The 24,886-nt window shown below is 49.6% G+C and carries 12 protein-coding genes and 1 pseudogene; 12 read left to right on the forward strand and 1 reads right to left on the reverse strand.

Annotated elements, in window-relative coordinates; genetic code table 11:
• Nucleotides 1–83 precede the first annotated feature (83 nt).
• From JOY44_RS25975 to JOY44_RS25995, 5 genes are all read left to right on the forward strand, one after another.
• The gene (locus tag JOY44_RS25975; protein WP_171576455.1) at nt 84–356 is read left to right on the forward strand and encodes a class I SAM-dependent methyltransferase; all 273 of its coding nucleotides are present in this window, start codon (nt 84–86) and stop codon (nt 354–356) included.
• Nucleotides 357–543: 187 nt separating this feature from the next.
• Nucleotides 544–3,696 (forward strand): DISARM system SNF2-like helicase DrmD, encoded by a 3,153-nt coding sequence (gene drmD, locus JOY44_RS25980; RefSeq protein ID WP_242541881.1) that lies wholly within the window; start codon nt 544–546, stop codon nt 3,694–3,696.
• Between the two features lie 108 nt (nt 3,697–3,804).
• Nucleotides 3,805–4,233, forward strand: coding sequence for a hypothetical protein (locus JOY44_RS25985; RefSeq protein WP_242541882.1), 429 nt, complete (start codon nt 3,805–3,807; stop codon nt 4,231–4,233).
• A gap of 6 nt (nt 4,234–4,239) precedes the next feature.
• Complete coding sequence (locus JOY44_RS25990) at nt 4,240–8,415, forward strand: Eco57I restriction-modification methylase domain-containing protein (protein WP_171576457.1); 4,176 nt, start codon at nt 4,240–4,242, stop codon at nt 8,413–8,415.
• Between the two features lie 35 nt (nt 8,416–8,450).
• Complete coding sequence (locus JOY44_RS25995) at nt 8,451–10,865, forward strand: hypothetical protein (protein WP_171576458.1); 2,415 nt, start codon at nt 8,451–8,453, stop codon at nt 10,863–10,865.
• Between the two features lie 11 nt (nt 10,866–10,876).
• On the opposite strand, the pseudogene JOY44_RS31795 reads toward JOY44_RS25995, so the two are convergent.
• Nucleotides 10,877–11,225: pseudogene (locus JOY44_RS31795) on the reverse strand (FAD-dependent oxidoreductase); the annotation flags it as partial.
• A gap of 195 nt (nt 11,226–11,420) precedes the next feature.
• Between JOY44_RS31795 and JOY44_RS26000 the strand changes: the two are divergent.
• From JOY44_RS26000 to drmA, 7 genes are all read left to right on the forward strand, one after another.
• Nucleotides 11,421–13,205: a patatin-like phospholipase family protein gene (locus tag JOY44_RS26000; protein WP_171576459.1), complete on the forward strand. Its 1,785-nt coding sequence runs from the start codon at nt 11,421–11,423 to the stop codon at nt 13,203–13,205.
• Between the two features lie 146 nt (nt 13,206–13,351).
• A complete protein-coding gene (locus JOY44_RS26005) occupies nt 13,352–13,786 on the forward strand; it encodes a hypothetical protein (RefSeq protein WP_203032182.1) in 435 nt (144 codons plus the stop codon).
• 172 nt (nt 13,787–13,958) lie between these two features.
• Nucleotides 13,959–14,810: a hypothetical protein gene (locus tag JOY44_RS26010; protein WP_242541883.1), complete on the forward strand. Its 852-nt coding sequence runs from the start codon at nt 13,959–13,961 to the stop codon at nt 14,808–14,810.
• Nucleotides 14,807–15,565, forward strand: a complete 759-nt coding sequence (locus tag JOY44_RS26015) for an HIRAN domain-containing protein (protein ID WP_171576461.1) — start codon at nt 14,807–14,809, stop codon at nt 15,563–15,565. The genes JOY44_RS26010 and JOY44_RS26015 overlap by 4 nt, the downstream gene beginning before the upstream one ends.
• A gap of 245 nt (nt 15,566–15,810) precedes the next feature.
• Nucleotides 15,811–18,564, forward strand: a complete 2,754-nt coding sequence (locus JOY44_RS26020; RefSeq protein WP_171576462.1) for a DEAD/DEAH box helicase — start codon at nt 15,811–15,813, stop codon at nt 18,562–18,564.
• Between the two features lie 204 nt (nt 18,565–18,768).
• Nucleotides 18,769–20,871 carry a UvrD-helicase domain-containing protein gene (locus JOY44_RS26025; protein WP_171576463.1) on the forward strand — a complete coding sequence of 701 codons (2,103 nt, stop codon included), beginning with the start codon at nt 18,769–18,771 and terminating at the stop codon, nt 20,869–20,871.
• Complete coding sequence (gene drmA / locus JOY44_RS26030; RefSeq protein WP_171576464.1) at nt 20,868–24,881, forward strand: DISARM system helicase DrmA; 4,014 nt, start codon at nt 20,868–20,870, stop codon at nt 24,879–24,881. Before JOY44_RS26025 ends, drmA begins: the two co-directional genes overlap by 4 nt.
• Nucleotides 24,882–24,886 lie beyond the last annotated feature (5 nt).

Here is a 24,886-nt window from a genome sequence, read left to right on the forward strand (position 1 = left end):
AGTGGTGCTAGAAGCTGAGCATTTTCCAGATGACAAGCCACCCAGAAACTAAACAATCGGTTTGGTGACATCCCCTACATAAAGTGAGCCAGGAGGTAAAACTGGACGCTCCAACCAACAGTACTGACCTGTTATTATCCTTAGACCCAGATGTTGAGGAAGCCCTCCTCACCCTCGAACTAAGCTGTAGTATAGTGCTGAATTTGGGAACAGGACCGGGAACCCAGGCGATCTCGTTGGCTGAGCGAGGCTTCCAGGTGATTGCGACAGATTTGTCAGAAACGGCCATTCATCAGGCAGCCGAAAAAGCAGCCGAGAAAAAACTAGAAATACCGTTCCGCCAAGATGACATTTAAACGACGGTTTACCACAGGACACTCAATCCACTCCCTAGAGCACTCTTTTGCATTTTGGAAAAACGTTGATTGCCACAACACGCCCAAAGTACCCCTGTTACTACATTTTAGGCTTTGGGCATGATTGTTGAGGGTAGAAGCTTGTGCCAGACTGGACCATAACAGGCTTCCCTATTTTCTTAAGAGTGTGATTAAAGCAATTCCAGAGCAGGGACAGTTGGTGAGAGTTCGGCAGCGGCAGTATGTTGTGACAGATGTGCGACAAACCACGCTACCTGTCAGTCTTTTATTACCAAAGGTGACTCCGGCTCAAAATCTCGTCCTGCTTTCTTCGATCGAGGATGACGGGTTAGGGGAAGAGCTTCAGGTAATTTGGGAACTAGAGCCTGGGACACAGGTGTATGAGCGGGTCGAATTACCCAAACCCACTGGCTTTGATGATCCGGCTCGACTAGAGGCATTTCTCGATGCCGTGCGATGGGGGGCTGCCTCTTCTGCGGATATTCGCACACTGCAAGCTCCCTTTCGCAGTGGTATTGATATTGAGGACTACCAGCTTGACCCAGTGGTTCGCGCGATTCAGATGCCTCGCGTAAACCTTCTGATCGCGGATGATGTCGGATTGGGAAAGACGATCGAAGCTGGGTTAGTGGCTCAAGAACTGATCATTCGCCATCGCTGCCGAAGGATTCTAATTGTCTGTCCTTCTTCGCTGCAAGTTCAGTGGCGCGATCAGATGCGCGATAAGTTCGGGCTAGACTTTCGGATTGTTGATAGTACCTTGATGAAAGACCTGCGGCGGCAGCGCGGCATTCATGCCAATCCCTGGATTCATTTTCCCCGACTTATTACTTCGATCGACTTCCTCAAGCGCGATCGCCCTTTGCGTCAGTTTCGGGAAGTCTTGCCCGCAGAAGGGGAATCCATTTATCCCCGTCGTTTTGATCTGCTGATTGTGGATGAAGCCCATAACGTGGCTCCTTCTGGTAGTGGGCAGTATGCGATCGACTCCCAGCGAACCGCGACCATTCGTCTATTGGTGCCACACTTTGAGCATAAGCTCTTTCTTACTGCTACCCCTCACAACGGTTATCCCGAAAGCTTCACAGCACTGCTGGAATTGCTAGACGCTCAGCGGTTTGCGCGAGGGGTCGAACCCGATCGTAACCAACTGCAAGTGGTGATGGTGCGGCGCTTGAAGCAGGAGATGAAAAATTGGGATGATTCGCCCATGTTTCCTGAACGGAAGTTGGCGGCGATCGCGGTGGATTATCCTCAAGCAGAACGTCAGGCACATGCGTCCCTGAAGCGGTATACAGAACTGCGAACGAAGGGTGCTAACGACAGCCTTGAAAAGTACGCTACTGAGTTTGTCTTGAAGCTGCTCAAGAAACGGCTGTTTTCCTGTCCCCAAGCATTTCTTACGACTCTGACGCAACACCAGGAGTCGTTAACGACCGCGCGTCGTCGTCAAGCCAGTAGCCTATCTGCGAAACCAACTGAAGGGCTGTTGCGGCGACAGCTAGAGCAGGTGGAAGAAGAATTTGCTGATGATGCGGTGTATGAAGCGGTAACAGATGATTCGATCAGCCAGACCAGTCGTCTGTTTCGGGCGCTTACATCGGAAGAGCAAGGCTTGCTGCGAGAAATGCTTCAGTGGGCGGAAGGGGCAGCCCGACAGCCCGACGCTAAGGCAACCCAACTGCTCGACTGGATCAACACCACCATTCGTCCCCAAGGGCAGTGGTCAAACGAGCGCGTGATTATCTTTACCGAGTATCGGGCAACGCAGAAGTGGCTCTATAATTTGCTGGCAGCCGACGGGCTAGTGCAGGGCGATCGTCTGCGGACGCTTTATGGTGGCATGAACTCAGACGATCGCGAAGCGGTGAAAGCAGCCTTTCAAACGCATCCCGATGTGTCTCCCGTGCGGATTCTGCTGGCGACTGATGCGGCTTCCGAAGGTCTGGACTTACAAAACTTCTGTTCCCGCCTGATCCACTACGAAATTCCCTGGAACCCTAACCGGATGGAGCAGCGCAATGGACGGATTGACCGCCATGGGCAGCGAGCGCCTGAAGTACGGATCTATCACTTTGTGGGCAAAGGCTATCAGGAGCAGACCACGAGCGGGATTCGTCCTGGTGATTTGGAGGGGGATTTAGAGTTCCTGATGCGGGCGGCACTCAAGGTGAACAATATTCGGGAAGACCTGGGCAAAGTAGGTCCGGTGATTGCAGCCCAAGTAGAAGAAGCGATGTTGGGGCGACGAGTGACACTCGATACCACCAGGGCTGAGCAAGAATCGGCACCTGTGAGGCGAATGCTCAAGTTTGAACGCAAGGTGCGAGAGCAAATTGAGAAGCTGCGAGAGCAGTTACAGGAGACGCGGCAAAATCTGCGGCTGACGCCAGAAAACGTCGAAGCGGTGGTGCGGATTGGCTTGGAGCTAGCAGATCAGCCTCCGTTAATTGAGACAACGGTTGAGGGGGTGAAGGGTTCAGTGTTTAATTTGCCCCCACTGAAGAGTAGCTGGGCGGTCTGTGCTGAGGGGTTAGAGCACCCTCACACCAAAGCAATGCGTCCGATCGTGTTTGATGCTGATGCGGCACATGGACGCGATGACGTGGTTCTGGCACACCTGAATCACCGTTTAGTGCAGATGTGTTTGCGGTTGCTCCGGGCAGAGGTCTGGTCTACAGAAGGCAGAAAGCAACTGCATCGAGTGGCTGCTAGAGTGGTGTCCTCGAAGGCAGGGTTAGAAACTCCGGCAGTAGTGGCGTATGGGCGACTGGTGCTGCTGGGGAGTGACCAGCAACGACTGCATGAAGAGGTGATTACGGCCGGTGGAGTGTTGAAGGAAGGACGCTTTAGCCGTTTGGGTGTGATGCCTCTACAAGCGGCATTAGGAGCAGTGTCTGCTGATGCCGTGCCCAAAGCGATGCAACAAAAGTTGGTGGAGCGTTGGGACAAATGCGCCGAGCCACTGATGCAGGCATTAATAGTGCGGCAGGGTGAACGAACCGCCAGTCTGCAACGAGATTTGCAGAACCGGGCGGAGAAAGAGATTGCGAACATTACTGCCATCCTCACTGAATTGCAAACCAGCATTCTCAGAGAACTAGACGAACCTCAAGTAGAGCAATTGACCCTTTTTAGTACGCCAGAGCGAGAGCAGTTTGAGCGAAATATGAACAGCCTCAAAGCCAGGGCAGCGCAAATTCCACAGGAGATTGAACAGGAAACAAGTCTGATCCAGAAGCGGTTTGAAAACCCAACGGCACGACTATTTCCTCTGGCAGTCGTGTTCTTGGTGCCGCAGAAACTCATCCGACCCTAGTAGGCTAGAAAAGCTGACTTTTTGTTCAATAGTGTTCGACGATTTATGCAAAAGACTCACGCCTTCGCAATTCTTGCTCCCGTCCCAGAGATACATTTAATCTCAGGAATGGAGTCGCTTGTTGCCCAAATCGATTCTGATGATCTGCCGCCTGATCATGTGCCCAAAGTGGCTTTTGGCAGCATGGATTTTGAAGTGTTTGGGGAAGCCGAAAAGCTGAGGGGTGGCAAGGCGATCGAGGTCTTCATCTACGCCTCTCACGCCAAAGGCGAGCAGCCATTGAACCCGGAGGTGACCTGGCGCGGATTGTATATAGGTTATGTGGGGTCTCGTCGAGGTCGCTATCCGGGTAAATTGATTTGTCGTCCTCAATCAACGGCTACTGATCCCCCGACCTGGGCGGTGTTTTGGGAGGTGCAAGAGCTAGAGCAGCTTAAGCAGCCGATTCCAATTGGTGGCTTGCGTGGGAAGAATAAGAAAACAAACTATCAAGCTCGATTCATTCCAGAAAGTCCAGTTTTAATTGAATATCCTTAACCATCTATGTCTATTGCCCGTCATCACGCTGAATGGTTATCGCTGGTTGAAGCATCGGGTCCGTTTCTGAGCTTGCCTGTGCTGCTCAAGGCGTTTCCAGCAGGGTTGGATGCCCACGAGCCGGAGCATTTGAAATTGTTGCGATCGGCCTACGAAGAATGGCAGGACAGCCAGTTTGGCTTGAAGCCAGAGCCAGCGATCCATCGAGCGTGGGTGGAGTTTGTGCTGAAGCAAACGCTGGAGTTGCCGGAGGACGTGTTGTTGAGTGGGCAGCAGATCCCGCCGGGGTTGAGTGTGACCGTTGCCGAACAAAATGAAACCTTACGCCCGGATTGGGTGGTGGTGAATCCGGCAGGGACAGCGGATGCGGGGAAGCCTCGGTTACTGGTGCAGCTTGTGCCATCAGGGCAGGCTTTAGAGAAGCCGTTGAAGGGATCGCGATGGGCGGCGAGTCCGGCGACGCGGATGATGGAGTTGCTGCACGCCTGTAATGTGCGGTTGGGGCTGGTGACGAATGGCGAACACTGGATGTTGGTGAATGCGCCGAAGGGAGAGACAACGGGGTTTATCTCCTGGTACAGCATCCTGTGGGTGGAGGAGCATCTGACGCTGCGGGCGTTTCGGAGTTTGTTGGTGGCGCGGCGGTTCTTTGGGGTCGAGGACTCCCAGACGCTAGAGGCTTTGCTGACCCAGAGCGTGGCGGATCAGCAGGAAGTGACCGACCAGTTGGGCTATCAGGTGCGGCGGGCGGTGGAGGTGCTGGTGCAGGCGATCGCTCGTCTCGACCAGGATCAAAATGGAGCGTTGCTGAAAGATATTTCCGAGTCCCAGATCTATGAGGCAGCCCTGACGGTGATGATGCGGCTGGTGTTTCTCTTCTGTGCGGAGGAGCGGGGCTTGTTGCTGTTGGGTGACCCGATTTATGACCAGCATTATGCGGTATCTACTCTGCGGGAGCAGTTGCGATCGCACGCTGATCTGCATGGGGAAGAGGTGTTGGAACGACGATCGGATGCCTGGTGTCGGTTGTTGGCGACGTTTCGGGCTGTGTATGGCGGCATTTTTCACGACACGTTGCAGCTTCCAGCCTATGGCGGCAGTTTGTTTGACCCCGATCGCTTTCCGTTTCTGGAGGGGCGCGAGCAGGGAACGCATTGGCAGGAAACGAGTGCTGACCCATTGCGGATCAACAACCGGATTGTGTTGCACTTGCTAGAGGCGTTGCAAATTCTACAAATTCGGGTGCCGGGTGGTGGCGTGGAGCCGCGTCGGTTGTCGTTTCGAGCGTTGGATATTGAGCAAATTGGGCATGTCTATGAAGGCTTGCTGGATCATACGGCGGTGCGGGCAACTTCGACGGTGCTGGGCTTGGTCGGGACGCGCTATGAGGAACCAGAGGTTGTACTGGCAGAATTAGAGCGGTTCCAGGCGCAGAGTGAAGAAGCGTTATTGGCGTGGTTGAAGGAGCAGACGGGACGATCGCCTACTGCCTTGAAGAAAGCCTTGAGTGCAGAGCTTGAGCCACGCGACCAGCAGCGCTTGCGATCGGCTTGTAACAATGACTCGGCACTGCTCGATCGCGTCCTTCCCTTCGCTGGGTTGATTCGGCAGGATACGCTGGGCTACCCGGTGGTGATTCCGGCAGGGGCGGTGTATATGACCGAGGGGGTCGATCGCCGTCAGTCTGGGACGCACTATACGCCGCGCAATCTAACGGAGGAGATTGTGCAGTATACGCTGGAGCCGTTGGTGTATGAGGGTGTGGCAGAAGGCAAGCCAAAGGAAGAGTGGCGGTTGCGATCGGCGGCGGCATTGCTGCAACTGAAGATTTGCGATATGGCGATGGGCAGTGGCGCGTTTTTGGTGCAGACCTGTCGCTATCTGGCTGGAAAGCTGGTGGAGGCATGGCAGCAGGCGGAGGCAGAGCATCCGGGGCAGGTGGTGATTGCGCCAGAGGGCACGCTGTCAGGGGCGCGTCCAGAGGAGTGCCCGATTCCGAAAGATGCTGATGAGCGGTTGGCGGTGGCACGACGCATTGTGGCGGATCGCTGTCTCTACGGAGTCGATAAAAACCCGTTGGCGGTAGAGATGGCAAAGCTGTCGCTGTGGTTGGTGACGCTGGCGAAGGGGCGACCGTTTACGTTTCTGAATCATGCACTGAAGTGTGGTGATTCGTTATTAGGGGTGACAAGTGCCGAACAGATTGAGAAGTTTCACCTCAATCCACCTGCAAAGCTACAGCGCACGATGATTGCAGCAATTTGTGAGCCGTTGCTGAAGAATGCGATCGCCAAACGTCAGGAACTTGAGAGCTTTTCAGTCAATGACATTCAGGATCTACAGCGGAAGGAAACCTTGTTGCAAGAAGCAGAAGCCGCACTGGGTTGGGTGAAACTGGTCGGCGATTTGTTAATTGGGGAGGCTTTGACGCAATCGGGAAAAGCGGAGAACTTAGCCGCTGAGGCGTTAGAGGTATTGAAACGCTCGGTAGAGGATGCTTTGCTGACTGAGGATGAAGAGGAGCAAGACCACCGTCTCAAGCTTTTGCGGGAAAAAGCAGACCGGATGTTGGATTTGGGTAAACCAGAGAAACAACCAACTCGGAGAGCATTCCATTGGGCTTTGGAGTTTCCTGAAGTGTTTTTGCAGGAAGATGCACCGAAGGGATTTGCGGCGATCGTCGGCAACCCACCCTTTCAAGGCGGACAAAAAATTACAGGCGCGATCGGCACAGACTACCGAAATTTCTTGGTGGAATATCTGGCAAACGGTCAACGAGGCAGCGCGGATCTTTGCGCTTACTTCTTCCTGCGAGCCAATCAACTCATCAGCAATTTTGGAGGATTCGGCTTAGTTGCAACCAATACCATTGCTCAAGGTGATACCCGTGAAGTGGGGTTAGATCAATTAGTGGCAAATGGTTGCGTGATTCATCGGGCTGTACCGAGCCGTCCTTGGATTGGTGCAGCCAGTTTAGAAGTTGCTCATCTTTGGTTATGCAAACAGCAATGGCAAAATGACTATGTTTTAGATGAAAAAGTTGTCCCAGGAATTACATCATTTCTCACGCCACCGGGGAAATCTGTTGGGAAACCGTATCAGCTAATCGCAAATCAAAGTAAATCATTTCAAGGTTCAATTGTCTTAGGCATGGGATTTGTGCTCACGCCCGAAGAGGCACAGGCACTCATCGACAAAGATCCCAAAAACAAAGATGTCCTGTTTCCTTACCTGAATGGAGAAGATTTGAACTCACGCCCCGATCAATCACCGAGCCGATGGGTGATTAATTTCAAAGACTGGGCGTTAGACGCAGACCATGATGATCCCAAGAAGCCAAAGGGTGCGCCCTATGCCGCCGATTATCCTGATTGTTTAGCGATCGTGCGTGAGAAGGTGAAGCCTGAGCGAGATAAGAATAATCGAAAAGAACGCCGTGAAAAATGGTGGCAGTATGCGGAGAAATGTCCGGCGCTTTATGGGGCGATCGAGGGGTGCGATCGAGCTTTGACTTTATCACTTGTTAATAATCATCTGGGTTTCGCCTTTCAGTTACCAAATATAGTTTTTGCCCATAGACTCGCAGTTTTCCCTTTGAGTCAATATTCAGAATTTGCTTTGCTGCAATCAAATTTTCATTATCATTGGGCTTGGCTCCATAGCTCAACAATGCGCCTTGATATAAATTACTCTCCCTCAGACTGCTTTCTAACCTTCCCTTTCCCCACACCCGACCCGTCAGACCTCAGCACCCAATTCGTAACCCTCAATACGATCGGCGAAACCTACTACACCCATCGTCAGGCAGTCATGCGCGATCGGCAGGAAGGACTCACCAAAACCTACAACCGCTTCCATAATTCCAACGAGACGGCGGATGATATTCAGAAATTGCGATCGCTGCACATTGAAATGGATCAGGCAGTAGCCGCTGCCTACGGTTGGCAAGACCTCGACCTAGAGCACGGTTTTCATAAGACCAAACAGGGCGATCGCTTCACCATTAGCGAAACCGCCCGACGGGAAGTGCTCGATCGGCTCTTGGAGTTGAACCATCAGCGATATGCCGAAGAGGTTGCCCAGGGTTTGCATGATAAGGGCAAGAAGAAAGGTAAGTCAGGATCAAAGAAGAAAACTACTATAAAATCGAATTCCTCACCTGAACAAATTTTGCTGTTCTGACCATCAGTTCTATGCCTCTCTTTGAATGAGGAAATATGCAAACCCACGATCGCGAAGTTACGCTAAAGCTCAACTCTCGCCCCTTGAAATATGTATATTTGGTTCGAGATCGAGAGGAATTCCTTGACGCTATAGCCTTATACACGCAAATATGGGGCGGTTTTGCTAATGTAATCTTACCGATCCCGAACGGTGACGCTGAAATTAGTGATTTCAGAACAACTCTTCAGTGGATAAACCCTGATTACATTTTTGTACCGCACGAAGGGTTACCACCACAAGTATCCCAAGTCTTGGATCAATTGCCAGTTCTACTTCGTCCAATTTCAAGAGATGAAGTTCAGAAACATATTAATGGCTCTAGAGATGATTTGCTTCGCTTATTTGGCGGTGTAATATCACGGATGGAGACTATTCTTCCCGTTATTTATCCTGAAGGTTTGGAGGAGAGTAACATCCGGCTTGTAGAGGAGGGTACCTCTTATAATTTTGAACTTGCTGTACAAGTAGGAACTCCAACACAAAAATTTCAAAACTACCTTGGTCAACGTTTAGGAGCTACTACATATTCTAGACCTACAGATATTAAAGAGCTTTTGAAGCTTAGTCTAGTCATCTCCAAATATATGAATCCTATTCAATTAACTATGGATAGGACTGGGACAAGATTTGAGTTATTTTATTCCTACTTAATGATGGTAGATGACCCTGAAACCTTGTGTATTTTTCTTGATGACGGTCAAAATATTGATATTGCCGCTGCTTTTTGGAATACTCGATGGAAGTTTCCGAAAAATAAGATAATTTTGCCAAAAGCTAATTTCTTAAATAACATTGAAAGTCTTACCTTGTTAATTGTTCAGTTCATCCCTTTTATCAGAGCGATATATATTACAGTCGCGTCCACACCGGAAGACGCTGCGGTAATGCATGAAAATTTGAAGAGTGCCTTTGCTACAGCAGGACACGAAATATTGGTTAAAGTCTGCCATTCAAACTTCAAATTCGATTCTATTATTGGACATCTTTATTCTGATGAAACAACCAATTTTACTCGTTCAATCGGTGGAAACGGTTCTGTTCGATTTGTGCCCTTAACCCCCATGGGTCACACAAATACTGAATTTACATTTGGCTATACCGCAGAAGTCAAATTTGAATCAGGCTCAAAATTCTTTAGTCCTAACACTCGCAAGAACTCTATTCTGCTTACAAACGAGCTGCAAAGGATTGAGTATGCAGAAAACAATAAAGAAAATTTTGGAGAACTTTGGTTACGAAGAGACTTACCAGTAAGAGCCACACCAAAAGGAATTACAGGAATTACATTGCCAGGGAGAGAAGCTTGTTTCTATATTCACCCTGATGAAGTTGTCATTAGTACACAGGTAAAGGAAGCTGGCTTAGAAGTTAAACTTAACAAACACACTCGGTATGCTCAGGGATTAGTTAAACGGTTGAATGGATTAGGAGAGGTTGTTAGTTTATTGAACACTGGGGGTTCAGAAATTATTGCTGCTCTTGTGGCTCATAGAGCAGAACAGCAGGGTCTATATAGAGATGGAATCATTACTTTTCTAGAAAAGAACTATGGATTTGATAAAAAGAAAATAAATGAAATTCTTAATCAGAAACTTTCACCTTTACTAGCAAGCGGACTTATAAGACGTGGGTATCCTTTGCAATGCCCAAATTGTAATTTACAGGACTGGTTTTCTCTAGAAGAAATTAGTGAGTTTGTCGATTGTAGGGGTTGTGCTGAAAATTTTCAAATTCCATTGCATGGATTACAGTTTACTTATAAACCTAACGAACTAGTAGCCCGTTTAGTTCAGGAGGGCGGACTTGTGGTTTTAATGACTGCTGCCTTATTTAGAAAAATTCCATCTTCAACTTCAGGCTTTATTCAATTCGGTGGTGATATCTTTCAAGCAGGTAGCAAGACAAATTTTGCAGAAATCGATCTATTCTGGTTGTCTGAAGATACACTTGTTATTTCAGAGTGTAAATCATTATTTGTTTCTAGCGATAAAGCCGATCAGCATCAAACAGATGAAAGACTTGCTGATATCCAGAAATCAGTTGAAAAGAACATTGATGTAGCTGTATTGATTAATGCGCGAGTTCTCATCCTAAGCGTAAGTACAAACTTAGTTGAGCTATCGAAGTTATTTGAGATTGTAGATAATGTTGCGCCTAAAGCAAGAGAGAACAATGTTGGCTTACATCTAGCGATTAATGGAAAGTTTTTTGTGGCTGGAGACACAGACGGAGTAGAGCCACGAAGAATTCGATTAAATGCTCTATTAGTAGAAGATGAGCCTCAACTGCATGAGGCTTTTGTAGGAGAGTCACCGGATCACTATGGTGGAACAGTTGGTGCCAGGGGAATTTTTGACATTGAAGTTTTTGAGAGTTGGGAGCAAGAATTAAAGTTGCAAGGTTCATAATCAAGCTATACCTATAGTTCTTTGATCATTTCTGCCACAATTTTCCCAAAACTCATTACCCCCTGCAAACCTGCTCCTGGGTGTGTTCCAGTTCCAGCACAATAAAGATTTGAAATGTCTTCGCTTTGGTTATGAGGGCGAAACCGAGCAGATTGAAATAGTGTTGGCTCTACTGAAAATGCACTTCCCTTGTAGCTATTCAACTCATTTCAAAAATAGAGAGGGTTAATGACACGCTCCGTAACAATGTGCTGTGATAGGTCCGGTAGATAGTGCTGCTCTAGGTATGAATAATGGCATCCCGGTGAGGCTCGTCATTTCCTGCCAATTGGTTCCATCCAAATTGGGAACTGGAGCTAATGCGTCTAGCAGTCACACGGTAAGAAAAAAGGAAAGATGACCAACAAAAAACTAGAGCCAAAGCGGGCGAGGGTCAAATGAGCCTGCTGTAACCATCCAGCGTTACAAACCTTTATCAACCCTATCCGGATTAATTAGGCTTCTCTTTGAATCCCATGACATTCCGCTGCCCCTATTACACGCGAACAAAAACTCATGAGCCAAGTAATCACTCCAAAAAGAAGTGTTCCGCCTATTCCTGTTACTCTTAACTGCTCCGGTGGTATTTCGTTGGGCGCTTATATGGCAGGAATTTTCTATGAATTGATCAAGGAAGCCGTTAAGCCAGATTCAAAGATTATTGTTGATATTATTACTGGCGCTTCTGCCGGAGCCATGACAGGAGCGATCGCAGCTTACTACCTACTGCGAGAAAATCGTGAGCGCATACTTAGCGAACCTGTAGAAGACAACATCTTCTACAAAGCTTGGGTCGAAAAAATCGATATGGAAGGAATCGATCGCTTGGGCTTTGCTCCAGAAGATGGACAGTGGAGTGTACTATCCGGTAAAAAGATTGCAGAAATTGCAGAATTAATCACACAAGAGCCTCTAGCTATAGAAAAGACACAACCTCTTGCTCTGCTCATGACTCTGACAAATCTTCAGGGTCTTTTGAAGGACACTAAATTCAAGACTGAAGATGGAGATTCAATTCATGTACTTTCCAGTGCGGAAACTCGTCTCTTTCTTTTCCATTCAGAGCTAGATACTGAAAAAGTTAATTCAATGTGGAGAAAAGTCATCACTGGTGGACGAGCATCTGGCGCTTTTCCTGTTGCTTTCCCACCCGTTACAGATGACTCGCGGATAGATAGCCCGAATCTTGAGAATCTAGTTGATGATTACAAAGACTCATACGATAAAGGCTTGCTAAAAGATATTGTTGGTTCAGATCCCAACAAGAAGGAATTTGTTTTTTCTTATACAGATGGAGGCGTATTGGACGGATTGCCCATTGGCAAAGGAATTCAAATCGAGAATGATCTTCTGTCAAATACGCACTATCCATCAGATGCTAACCCTTTCAAGAAATACTGGACAGAGTTGGGGTTGAATCTAGATGGACTAAAGCTTGATCTAGACAATGATGTTACTCAAAACGAGAATCGTAGACGATATGTCTACATCCAACCTAAACCAGTAAACAAGTTGGAGACTCTGCAAAAAGAAGAACCGAGCTTATTTCAGAAATATTTTCCGATGCTAACGGTCGCTATCAAAGCATTAACGTTGACTAAAACCGAGCATGATGCGATTAGGCTTCAAGAAATTCGGGAACGCAATGAAGCTTATAAGCGAGAATTTGAAAATCGAAGAAATCTACGCGACTTGCTAAAAAAACAATTCGGTTCTCTACCTTTATCTTCAGAAATAAAAGACAAATTAGAGGAACCTCTGCCTTATCGCTCCATTCAATTGAATCGTATCTCTCCCAGTACTATTGGCAAGATTAAAGGAATCAAAAAACTAGAAGCGATCGACAAAGCGTTATCCAAGAATAGTTACATTCAAACAAAGCTTGATGAAGGTGACACAGCAGGTTTACTGGCTAGTGACTTCTTTGGAGCCTTTGGTGGCTTCTTTGACAAACGCTATCGCGAACATGATTTCTTGTTAGGTAGACTATCGGGACTCGTCTGGCTGCACCAGCGTTGTTCCGATCTTCAAATTAGTGATGGGGAAATTCAAAACCTTGTTGAGCAAATTGAAGGGGTACATGGACAGAAATTTCTGACTGAAGATCCCACATTGGCAAGCTTACGATTAAGCCAAAAAGTTAGGATTGCTAGAATCTTGCTTCGCTCCATTAGGATTATTTTGATAGAAGCTAAATCATCTCTTCTCAAGATTTTAAGCTTCTTACCCATTATCCTAATTGGAACTTTTGAACTATTGTTAACGGGGATGATGAAAGTTTTTCAAGCCTTTAGAAATTAAAGTCTCACGTCAACCTTGCTTTGAATGAGCTTTCTACTTGTGACTTTCTACTTGTGAACTACTTCTATCGTTTTTTTGTGAGTGATCTTCACCCTCTACCTAGTTTTTGTGATCCACTTTAATCAAATTCAGTGTGCGAAGACGAAATGAAACCTTTGCAGTTAGTTCTTCTCTTCAAGATCATCTTGACGTTTGGACTCTGGAGCGTGCCACTACTCGGGTTCCCTTCATCCTGGCTGATAGCAATAGGATTCCCCAATCCAGAAGATACGATCGTGTTTATACGTTTGCTAGGAGCAGCTTATTTTGCTTTGGGGGCAGGATATGTCCTGGGATACCGTGACTTTAGTAGAAACAAAGATATTGGTAATGCTGTAACAGTTGGCATTATCAGTAACGGTTTAGCATGTATTATTCTGCTGATCTTCGGAATACTCGGTAGCTGGAGTGACTGGGGTATCTGGGCACAAGCTTTCATGTGGGGGTCTGCTGTTGCTACTGGGTTAATTACCTGTGGGCTGGTAGTTTCTCCCGCTACAAGCCGGGAAAGCTCTGACGTTAGTCAAAATCAAACTAAATGAATTAAAACAGTAGATCGGGTTCACAAGTGGCAAATTGCACTCAAAAGATTGTTGCGGACAATATTTGGTAGTTTGGGAAAACAATAATCTTACGGAGAGAAGCCCTGCTCTGATAACCAATTTTTTCCCTATCATTGAAATTCCAGACGATGCTGCTCAAGCTGAAGAAGCAATGGGCACAAAGTTCAAGTTCTGGTTCCACCATCCAGAATTAGGGAATTGTCTCTTCAAATTGGCTCGTTCCAATACTGGCGAAGACTGGTCTGAGAAAATCGCTGCTGAACTTGCTCGATTATTGGGCTTGCCCCACACGACCTATGAGCTGGCTACCTGGCAGGGACAACCTGGGGTAATCTCGCCAAGCTTCCTTCCTAAAAGCACTGCACTCATTCACGGCAATGACATCCTTGCAGGTTTGGTATCCATCTATCCCAAAAATCAAGGCTATAAACTTTCCCAGCACACAATCACAATCGTTCTTGAAGCACTCAAAAGTCCTGGTTTAAAAAGCCCTCTTAACTGGACTCCACTCGCAGGCATCGCTGAGGCTATCTCTACCTTTGTGGGCTATTTGCTTCTGGATGCTTGGATTAGCAATGGCGATCGCCACCATGAAAATTGGGGCTTTGTCGTTCAGTTGCCTGAAGGAATTCCTCATCTGGCTCCCACCTATGATCATGCCTCCTGCTTGGGGCGAGAACTGCTTGACGCAACCCGACAGAAACGGATTCAGTATCGAACCATTCAACAATATGTCCAAAAATCAAGATCTGCTTTTTACCAGCAGGAAAGCGATAAGCAGCTAATGTTAACGTTCGATGTCTTTGCAGCGATCGCTCATGACTACCCAAGGTCAGCGACAATATGGTTAGATCAATTAGCTAAAGTCCCACTTCAAGCGGTCAAAGCGCTCTTTGAGCGAATCCCGGCAAGCCGAATCTCACCACTTGCTCTAGAATTCGGTCACCAGATGCTTGAAATCAACAGAAGTAGGCTACTGCATTTACGAAAGGATTTGAATTGAAAACCCTATTTTTAGCTTGGCAAGACCCAACCTCCAGAACCTGGTTCCCGGTAGGTAAGCTAACTTCTGAAGGTGGGTTGTATTATTTTAGCTACCTTCAAGGAGCTATTCAAGCCAAAGAACAAGCGAACTTTCAACCTCTATGGTCATTTCCCGACCTCTACCATTGCTATAGCTCTGCTGAACTTTTTCCACTCTTTGCAAACCGCCTTCTTCGCCCTTCCCGCCCTGACTACAAAAATTTTGTGCAGTGGCTCAATATTCCTGAGCAACAAGACGATCCGATCGCTCTCCTGGCTCGCAGTGGTGGAAAACGTAAGACTGATAGCCTTGAGGTTTTCCCTTGCCCAGAGCGTGATGAGCAGGGCAACTATCATGTTCACTTCTTTGCCCACGGACTGCGCCACTTCCCCGAAGCCATTCAGCAGTATGTTCAGTCTCTTCAGCCCGAAACTCCATTGCTCGTAACCCATGACCTTCAAAACCCAGTTGATTCTCGTGCCCTGATCCTGAGAACAAAGGATTTACACTTCGTTGGTTACTGCCCTCGTTACCTCACCCAAGATTTCTTTGAACTAATCTGCCAGTTTCCTCAACAGGTGAACGTAACCGTAGAGCGAGTAAATCCTTCACCAACACCGCTCCAATTCCGTCTGCTCTGTAATTTGACCGCTGCCTGGTCAGAAAATTTTCATCCCTTCTCTAGCCCAATTTATCAACCTCTAGTCAAAGATGAGTTTGGAGCGATCGCCTGACTTAACACTTGCAAAAGTGGCGATCGAGAGAAGCGATCGCGCCATTGGTTAGTCGAGCGGATTAGAGAAGATGCTGCGTACTTGCTCGAGGATGATGACAACGAAGCAGAATTCAGTAATTAGGTAACGACCCGTCAGTACCTTGATATGATTGGCTTGTGCGATTTTCCCGACATATGGGCACCGGGCGATGACGACTATTAAGACTAGCCAGACAGCCTTGCCTCTTCACTGAATGGTTAAGTTTGCGCCAGCCAGAAGTGGGCATCCTAGAAGGTGGCACTCAACAGGTATCATTAATGGCTCGAAAATACCGTTTCTCTTGGGATGCGTTTGGTGAAGGGACGGTAAAAGCGATCGCCCATGCAAATGGCTACTCCTCTCGTCTGGAGTCCGATCCACTAACCTGGCTGACCAATAAACATAGCCGCCCGGATGAATACTTCGTTGAGCGCATGAAGCCAACGCTAGAACAATGCTGGCTACCCGACTATTCTGGGACTCCTCAGCTTGTGGAGCAGCTAATTGACGCAGGCATCGGTCCACTCGGCAACCCCAAAACTCAAACGGATTGCGTTGCTTATGTCAGAAAATGCCGTAACTCCAAAACAGTGCGGCTGCGACTGTTGGAAGCAATGCTGCGCTACGGCGACCAGGATCGCCAACCGGATGATCCGCTTCTGTTTCCTACCGATGGCTCTGTGCCTCGTTTTGTCATTCTCGATCCAGCTAAACAGCCTGTAGATTCCCGTCAGCCCTACGATTATCAAAGCGAAGCCTGGGACAAACTATCGGTCCATTTCGCAGAGTCTGAAGTGACCCAGGTTTTTCAGGGTCTTTTGGTCATGCCTACAGGTTCAGGGAAAACCTTTACTAGCGCTCGTTGGTTGATGCAGAACGTAATCAATCGTGGCTATCGTTTAATCTGGCTGGCGCATCGGCATGAATTGCTAGAGCAAGCAGCACGAGAGTTTCACAATTTGGCGAGCTTCGCAACCCACCTCGGAAAGCTGAGGGTTCGTATTATTTCCGGCATTCACTGCTCGACCACCCAAATTGATCCGGCAGACCACATCCTGATTGCCTCAGTCAGCAGCCTTGCCCGTCGCCCTGATCTGATTGATAAAATTCTTGCTGACCCCAAGAGCTTTCTGGTCATTGACGAGGCGCATCACTCCACAGCGAAAAGCTACCAGGCGCTGATTAACCGCTTGGGAACGATTGATAATCGCCGTATTTTAGGAATAACCGCCACACCGACTCGTACAGCAGAAGCTGAGCGAGGCACCCTTGCCAAACTCTTTGGCAACCGGATTCTTTACGACGTACCCATCAAAACTCTGATTGAACGCCAGTTTCTGGCTCGTCCCTTACCAGTGCGGGTCGCAACGAAGGCTGAGGTGGAGGCAGGGGTCACGCCGCAAGATGAGCAATTTCTCGCTCAATTCCATGACCTGAGCGAAGCTTGGCTCCAACGGATTGGTCATCTGGAAGAACGGAACCGCCTCATTGTCGATCACTACCTGCAAAACCACGAGAAATATGGCAAGACCTTAATTTTTGCGATCGATGTGTCCCATGCCGCACTCCTGACGGAACGGCTGCAAGCCAAAGGTATCAAAGCAGACTATGTTGCCAGCTATCGTCTTGACGGCGAACCAACCAACAATCGGGAAAGGATGCATCGTTTCCGTGACCCAGAGAGTGAAGACGCGATCGATGTGCTGGTGAATGTCCAGATTCTCACTGAAGGCGTTGATATTCCTGGCATCCAAACCATCTTTTTGACTCGTCCAACGGTTAGTGAAATTTTAATGCGTCAGATGATTGGACGTGCGTTAAGAGGTGCAAAAGCTAGCGGAACGAAGGACGCTTACATTGTCTCGTTTGAAGACCACTGGGAACGCTTCCGCGAATGGCAAAGCCCATTGGCGCTAGTTCCAGATATTGTGCCTCCAGAGCCTGATGCTGAAAAATCTACAAAAGTGGTGACTCCAACATTGGTTTCGATGCTGCCCTGGGATTTAATTCGAGCAACAGCAGCTCGAATGGCGATGCAAGGGCGGGGCTTTGAGGCAGATGTCTTTGAAGCAATCCCACACGGCTGGTATCTGCTCTCCCGCGACCAGGATGGTGAAGATGTTTATCAGGTGATTGCCGTTTACGAGCATCAACATTCATCCTGGGAAGCACTGCTGAAGGATCTATGGGCACGGACTCAAGTAGCGCTTGCAACGATGCAAGCAGACACTCCCTTCGATGAATTCTTTTGTGATTCTGATTATCCCCTACCCTCTCAACATGATGTGCAAAAGGTCATCGAACATCGGCTAGCAGGTGGAGACTGCCCAGAGTATAACGACCTCGCCGATCGAGAAGCGTGCGATCCTTACTGCATTGCAAGCCGCATTTTTGAAGATGACTTAGGAGCCAAGGCACAGAATACTTTGACTGAGGAACGCTACACCGTTTTGGCTCAAGCGATTTATCCTTCGCTCCGAGACTTTCGAGCCGCGATCGACGATGCTCTCTACGAAAAGCAACACCTAAACGCTAGTACTCGCTTTCAACGGGCAGTGCCAATTTTCCACCCTAGACCCGAAGAAACGCTACAACCGGGACCGCACCACAATTTAGACCATCAGATGGTGAAAGTGCTGGAGTTGGCTTCCGGCTTGCTAGGGATCGATCAACCATTGCCTCAACGGCATTCTGTGGTGTGGACAAAGCGCTTAGTGAAAGGTTGGTATGGACAGGCTTACTGGGAACCCGGTCAGCCTCATGGGCAAGGTAAAATTCGGCTTAACCGCCTGCTTGATAGTCCCGATGTTAGTGAAGACGTGATTCAATATTTGCTTTGGCATGAATACTTGCACCTCTATCTGCAACAGGGACACACCAAGACCTTTCGAGAGTACGAGCGTCGGTGGGTAACCTATCAAGAGTGCGATCGCTTCCTAGACAATCTGAATGAGCGCTTTGGCGTTCAGTTTTGGTAAAGGGCCGACGAGCCACTCCTGAGAAGTAGTGACGATTCACCGTGGAATGGCTTTACTGGAGAAGGACAGACTCAAAACATGGACGGAATCATCTTTGGAAGTATGTTGTGACTGAACAAAAGAAGCTCAGTAGCCTCACAGTCACTTGTTTATCTTTGAGAGCTTGATTCAGCGCTACAAACTTCCCCAACACCGTCTTAATTTATGCCCTTCGAGATCATTCACAAACCCACCTTTACTAACCAACTGCTCGCCATCCCCAAAGAGCGAGTCATGCAGATCTTGGAAAAAATCGAGGTTTTACGGGATGACCCTAAGCCCCACGGCAGTCTGAAGAAGAAGCTATACGGGTACAAAGGCGATATTTACCGCCTGCGGTCTGGAGATTTCCGCATCATTTATACCTACGGTGATGGTTGGGTTGCTCTGCTTGGAGTTGATGCTCGTAAGGATGTCTATAAGGGTGACAAATTGATAGCGGAAGAAACTGAAGTCGATGTCGCTGCCTTTGCTAATCTTGAAGATTTGTTGACTCCGAACCGCTCTCATCCCCCAACCCCTTCGCCTATTTTGGGAGAAGGGGAGCCGGAGAACCTTTTACCTGTTGAGCTAACCGAGGAATTACTCGATCGCCTGCTCATTCCCAAAAGCTGTTTTCCTACTCTCCTGGCTTGTCGTACCCTTGATGACTTGTTAGAAGCCGATGTGCCAGGGGCAGTGCGCGATCGACTTTTCGATTGCATTACGGCTCCCAATTTTGATCAAGTCCTCAATCAGCCCAGTTTTGTTACGGGTAGCCCCGATGCACTGTTGCGCTTCAAAGAAGGGAATTTACTTGGCTTCCTGCTCAAGCTCAACCCTGAGCAAGAGAAATTTGTCACTTGGGCAAGTAACGCTACCGGTCCGACACTGCTCAAGGGTGGTCCCGGTACAGGTAAAAGTACGGTGGCACTTTACCGTACCCGTGAGATTCTGCAACAACTGCAAGCCAGCGGTGTCAGCCAGCCCCGAATTCTCTTCACCACCTACACGAACGCTCTTGTTACCTTCTCTGAACAACTGCTGCAAGAGCTTTTGGGGCAGGACGCTCAGTTTGTGGAGGTGAAGACCGCCGATGCCTTGATCTACTCATTGGTCTGCCACGCTACAGGAGCACCGAACATTGCGACCACTAAAGACCTGCTAAAGCTGGTGCAACAAGCCATACCCCAGACGATCGCGACCGTAGAGGGCAATGCGTTGCAGCAACAGGCACAGCGACTGATTCTGCAACGCCTGCAACCGGAATACCTGCTGGAAGAACTGACCGAGATGATTGATGCCAGAGGCATTGAAACGCTAGAAGCTTACCGCGCCACCCCCCGCACAGGTCGCAGCCTGCCACTCAACAAAGTGCAGCGGCAAGCCATCTGGCAACTGCGGCAGCACTGCGATCGTCTTCTTGTAGACCAAGGCATGGAAACCTGGGCACAGATGCGGAAGCGTGCGTTAGCTCTACTGCAAAACACTCCAGAGCCACTACTATATGATGCCGTCATCATCGACGAAGCCCAAGACCTTAGCCCGACTGTTCTACGTTTTCTGATCCACCTCTGCAAGCAAACGAATCGCCTCTTCATTACCGCCGATGCCAACCAGTCCATCTACGGCAGCAGTTTCCGCTGGAGTGAAATCCATGAGTCCCTCAAGTTTGTGGGGCGCACAGGCATCCTCAAAGTGAACCACCGCACCACCCAAGAAATTGGCGAAGCTGCCTTTGCTTACCTGCAAGACGGCATATTGGAAGAAGATGACAAGGAACGGTTCTATGTCCATACAGGTCCACCGCCAGCAGTTCGGGCCATCCCAGACCGTGCCTCTGAAGGCAGTCTACTGGCTCAGTTCTGCCGTACCGCCGCTCATGAATTTCGCTTAGGTCTGGGAGCCTGTGCGATCCTGGTGCCAACTGAAAAAGCTGGTAAAAACCTCACAGGACAACTAAACTATCTGAGCCTTGACGCGCGGTTTATGACCAGCAAAGACCTGGATCTCAGCTATAAAGGAGTGAAGGTGTTACCACTTAAAGGGGCAAAGGGGTTGGAATTTCCAATCGTGGCGATCGCAGGCTTTTTGGAAGGTGCCTACCCGACGATCGCCAAAGGTACTGCACCAGAAGCGGTGGCGGAAATGATGACCCGTGAGCGACGCACTCTTTATGTTGCCATGACAAGAGCCATGCGTGCCCTGTTGGTGCTGGTGCCTGCCAAGCAACCACCACCTCTGCTCCAAACATTCGATCCTCGCCTCTGGAACCTTGGCAACGCATGAACATTATCAAACTTCCAGCCACGCTTCCGGGGACTTTAGACCTGGTAGCGGTCAACCAACAGTTACGCGATCGTACAGCGCAACTGGATTGGAGTGCTGTCGTTTCTGCCCCTGAGCCGCATCTCGCCGTGTTGCTGGCAGGGCTAGATCTCTCTGACGATACAGATGTTCTCGACTGCGAAGACAGCACCCTGTCCGACACGATCGTGAAGAAAGTAGTGCAGGTGCTGCAAGCCGCACCGAAACAGACCAAGAGAGTGAAAGCCGCAGCGCCCTCTGCTAAAGTAGCGCCTACGGTTTGGCAGCAACCTAGTCTGGTCGAACCTCAATTTGTGGCAACAACCCAGGGAGAGGGCGAAGGACAAGGCAAGTTAATCGAGATGCAATTTGTGCCGGGGAACACCCAGGAAGCGCAGCAACCCGCTGTTGAAGCGGTTGCTAGCCAGGAGCAACCGCTACCGTCTGATCCTCCACCCATCTTGAAGCCACCGTCTCATTACCAAATCCGAGCTGAGTTAGAACAGGCAGTACTGGCGGATTTATTGGGTCCGGCGGGCGGGGAATACGAAGAAGTGGATGAAGCCCGAGTCAGCGATCGCTACCTGGTTGGCTTATTGGCTCCTCTCCACCGACGCAATCGTTCGGCTTTAAGCGAGGAACTGGTAGAACCAACAGACGAACTGGCTACCGCTAAAACGGGCACCGTGGATGAGAGCGCCGAACAGATCGATGAACTGGCTGTGGGTGGCACAGGGACGATCGATGATGGCACTACCGAAACGACCAATCCAGTCAGCGAAACCATGTTCCCATCTTCGCTGGGCCTGAGCTTTTGCGTGAGCGGTACGGCTCCCGCCATCACCATCAAAGCGGGCTGGGGGCAGTACGAGCGTGCCAAAAGTGAAGCTATAGCAACGCCCACTGGCGCACCGAAAACAGTTTGGCGTAGGTATCCCGTCGTGGGGCAATCCCCACCGATACCGCTTCAAGCAGGTGACATTGCACCCTGGCGCATTGACCCAGACCGTGAGGTCTATGTGCGGGGGCAAATCCGTGCCTGTGACGATGACTGGATCATCAGTTTATTCCTAGTCAACGAACAGCGCGAACCGGAGCGTTCCCCTGATCAAGCATGGCTGTTTCAGCCCGAATTGAGCGTAGAAGCCGCAGACCTAAATCAGCGCGATATTTTCATCCGCAAAGCGCAGCAACGCTCAGTGGGTAAACTCGACCCGGTGCAGTACGCCGAAGAACAAGAAATGGCTATGCTCTATCGGCATCAGGTTGAATTTGCCGTGGGGCTTGGGACTGGTGTTCATGTAGAGTTAGCAGACGGCAGCACTGATCGTTCTGTGCGTTTGTGCACAAGGGTTGTGCCCACCTACGAAGTCCCTAAGACCGATGCGCCCACACCCGATGAGATGCCCGGATTAGCAGGACTCGTTCTCGATATGCAGGTGTTAGCCGAGGTTTCCCCGACCGCCCTGCTGGAGCAACTGAATCCTCTGGTCGCGGCCTATGCCGCTTGGATTGTTGAGCAGGCGGCTCGTGTTGCTGATGCCACTGCCCAACTGCAAGGCTATGAGACGATCGCCCATGATACGTTAGCAAAGTGTACCCGCACCTTAGAGCGCATTCAGGCAGGTCTGGCCCTATTGCAGGCGGATTCACAAGCCCTGGAAGCGTTTCAGTTCGCCAACCGAGCGATGTGGCAGCAACGGGTGCATTCACTCTTTGCCGAACAGAAGCGCCGGGGCGAGGCTGTTGAACTAAACACCGTTGATATTCCCAAAAATCGCTCCTGGCGACCTTTTCAGCTTGCCTTCATCCTGCTGAACTTACCCAGTATTACTGACCTGCACCACCCCGATCGCAGCCACGAAACCGAAGCGATCGCCGATCTGCTCTGGTTCCCCACCGGAGGTGGTAAGACAGAAGCCTATTTGGGACTGACCGCTTACACAATTGGACTACGACGCTTACAAGGCACGATCGCCGGACGGTCTGGAGACGCAGGTGTGGCGGTGTTAATGCGTTACACCCTGCGCTTGCTGACGTTGCAGCAATTCCAGCGGGCCACAGCCTTGATTTGTGCTTGTGAAGCGATTCGTCGAGAGGATACTGCTAAATGGGGCAACGAGCCGTTTCGAATTGGCTTATGGGTCGGTCAAAAAACGACTCCCAACCGCACGGAGCAAAGCGAAGAATTCCTTAAGCAAAAGCTGGGACAATATCAGCCGACCAGCAGTGGCTCTCCCCATCAACTCACAAACTGCCCCTGGTGCGGCACCAAAATTGACCCCGGTAAGCAGCATATTAAAGTGGAGTCCTTTGCTAAAGGACAGGCGCGTACCCTCATTTACTGCGGTGACGCGCTCGGTCGCTGTCTGTTTACGCAAAAACAATCCCCAACCGAAGGCTTGCCCATTCTGGTGGTCGATGAAGAAATTTATCGTCGTCTACCGACACTGCTGATTGCCACCGTTGATAAGTTTGCCCAGATGCCGTGGAATGGTGCTGTGCAAATGTTGTTTGGGCAGGTAGACGGCTACTGTCAACGACATGGGTTTGTCTCGCCTGAAATCGAGGATTCGCCGAGCCATCCTGCCAAGTATGGTCAACCGCTGGCTAAAACCCTCCCTTCTAATCCCCTGCGGCCCCCAGATCTAATCATTCAAGACGAGCTACACCTGATCAGTGGACCGCTGGGCACTCTAGTCGGTCTCTACGAAACAGCAGTAGACAAACTCTGTTCCTGGACGGTGGACGGTAAAACAGTCCGTCCTAAAGTCATCGCTTCCACGGCGACCATCCGGCAAGCGCGTGACCAGATCCATCATCTCTTCCTACGACAGGTGCAGGTTTTCCCACCGCAAGGCTTGGATGTCACCGACAACTTCTTTTCCCTTCAACGCGAGCCTGGTGAAGAGTATCCCGGACGGCGTTATCTAGGTATCTGTGCCACAGGACGCAGGCTCAAAGCGGCTCTAATCAGAGTTTATACGGCGGTGCTTGCTGCCTCACAGGCACTTTATGGCAAATATGGCGAAGCGGCTGACCCTTGGATGACCTTGGTCGGCTACTTCAACTCCATGCGGGAACTTGGTGGTACACGGCGCTTGGTGGATGACGACATCCAGTCCCGTCTGGGCAAGATGGATCAACGGGGGCTGGCAAAGAGATCGCGCCTGGAAGTGAAAGAACTGACTTCCCGTATTGCTTCCACTGATATCCCTGTTGTGCTGGATGCGCTGGAAGTGCCGTTTAGCCCCAATCGCGACAAGAAAACCGATACGCGCAAACCCATTGATGTGCTGCTGGCAACCAACATGATTTCGGTGGGTGTGGATGTGCGGCGGTTAGGCACAATGGTGGTGACAGGGCAGCCGAAAACGACGGCAGAGTACATTCAGGCTACGTCTCGTGTCGGACGCGCTTTTCCTGGTCTTGTCTTCACAGTCTATAACTGGGCACGACCACGAGATTTATCTCATTATGAGCAGTTTGAACATTACCACACGACCTTCTACAAACACGTCGAAGCTCTCTCCGTCACGCCCTTTGCGCCTCGCGCGATTGATCGTGGGTTAGCAGCCTTGTTTGTCTCCCTGGTACGGTTGCAGGGCATCGAACTCAACCAGAATGATAAAGCAGGGCGGATCGATCGCAATCATCCGTACATTCAGGCAGCCATCGAGACGATCGTGACACGAGCAGCCAATGTCGATGGTCTTAAAACCAGGGATTTGGTCAGGCAGTCCTTAGAAGCAAAACTCGACTACTGGCTAGAGCAGTCAGACAACCTGCTGGGTGGAGCCGTGTTGGGCTACAAACCAAAAAAAGACGGCATCACGACTGGCTTATTGGCACAACCGGGACAGGGAGACTGGCAACCCTTCACCTGCTTGAATTCACTGCGTAATGTGGAGCCGACGATTGGACTCATTCTGGATGATCGCATTCCGGAGGATGATTTCCGCGCACCTCAACCCATGCCCAGTTCACCCTGATTGAG

Source organism: Leptolyngbya sp. Cla-17 (assembly GCF_016807185.1).
GTDB lineage: Bacteria > Cyanobacteriota > Cyanobacteriia > Leptolyngbyales > Leptolyngbyaceae > ULC077BIN1.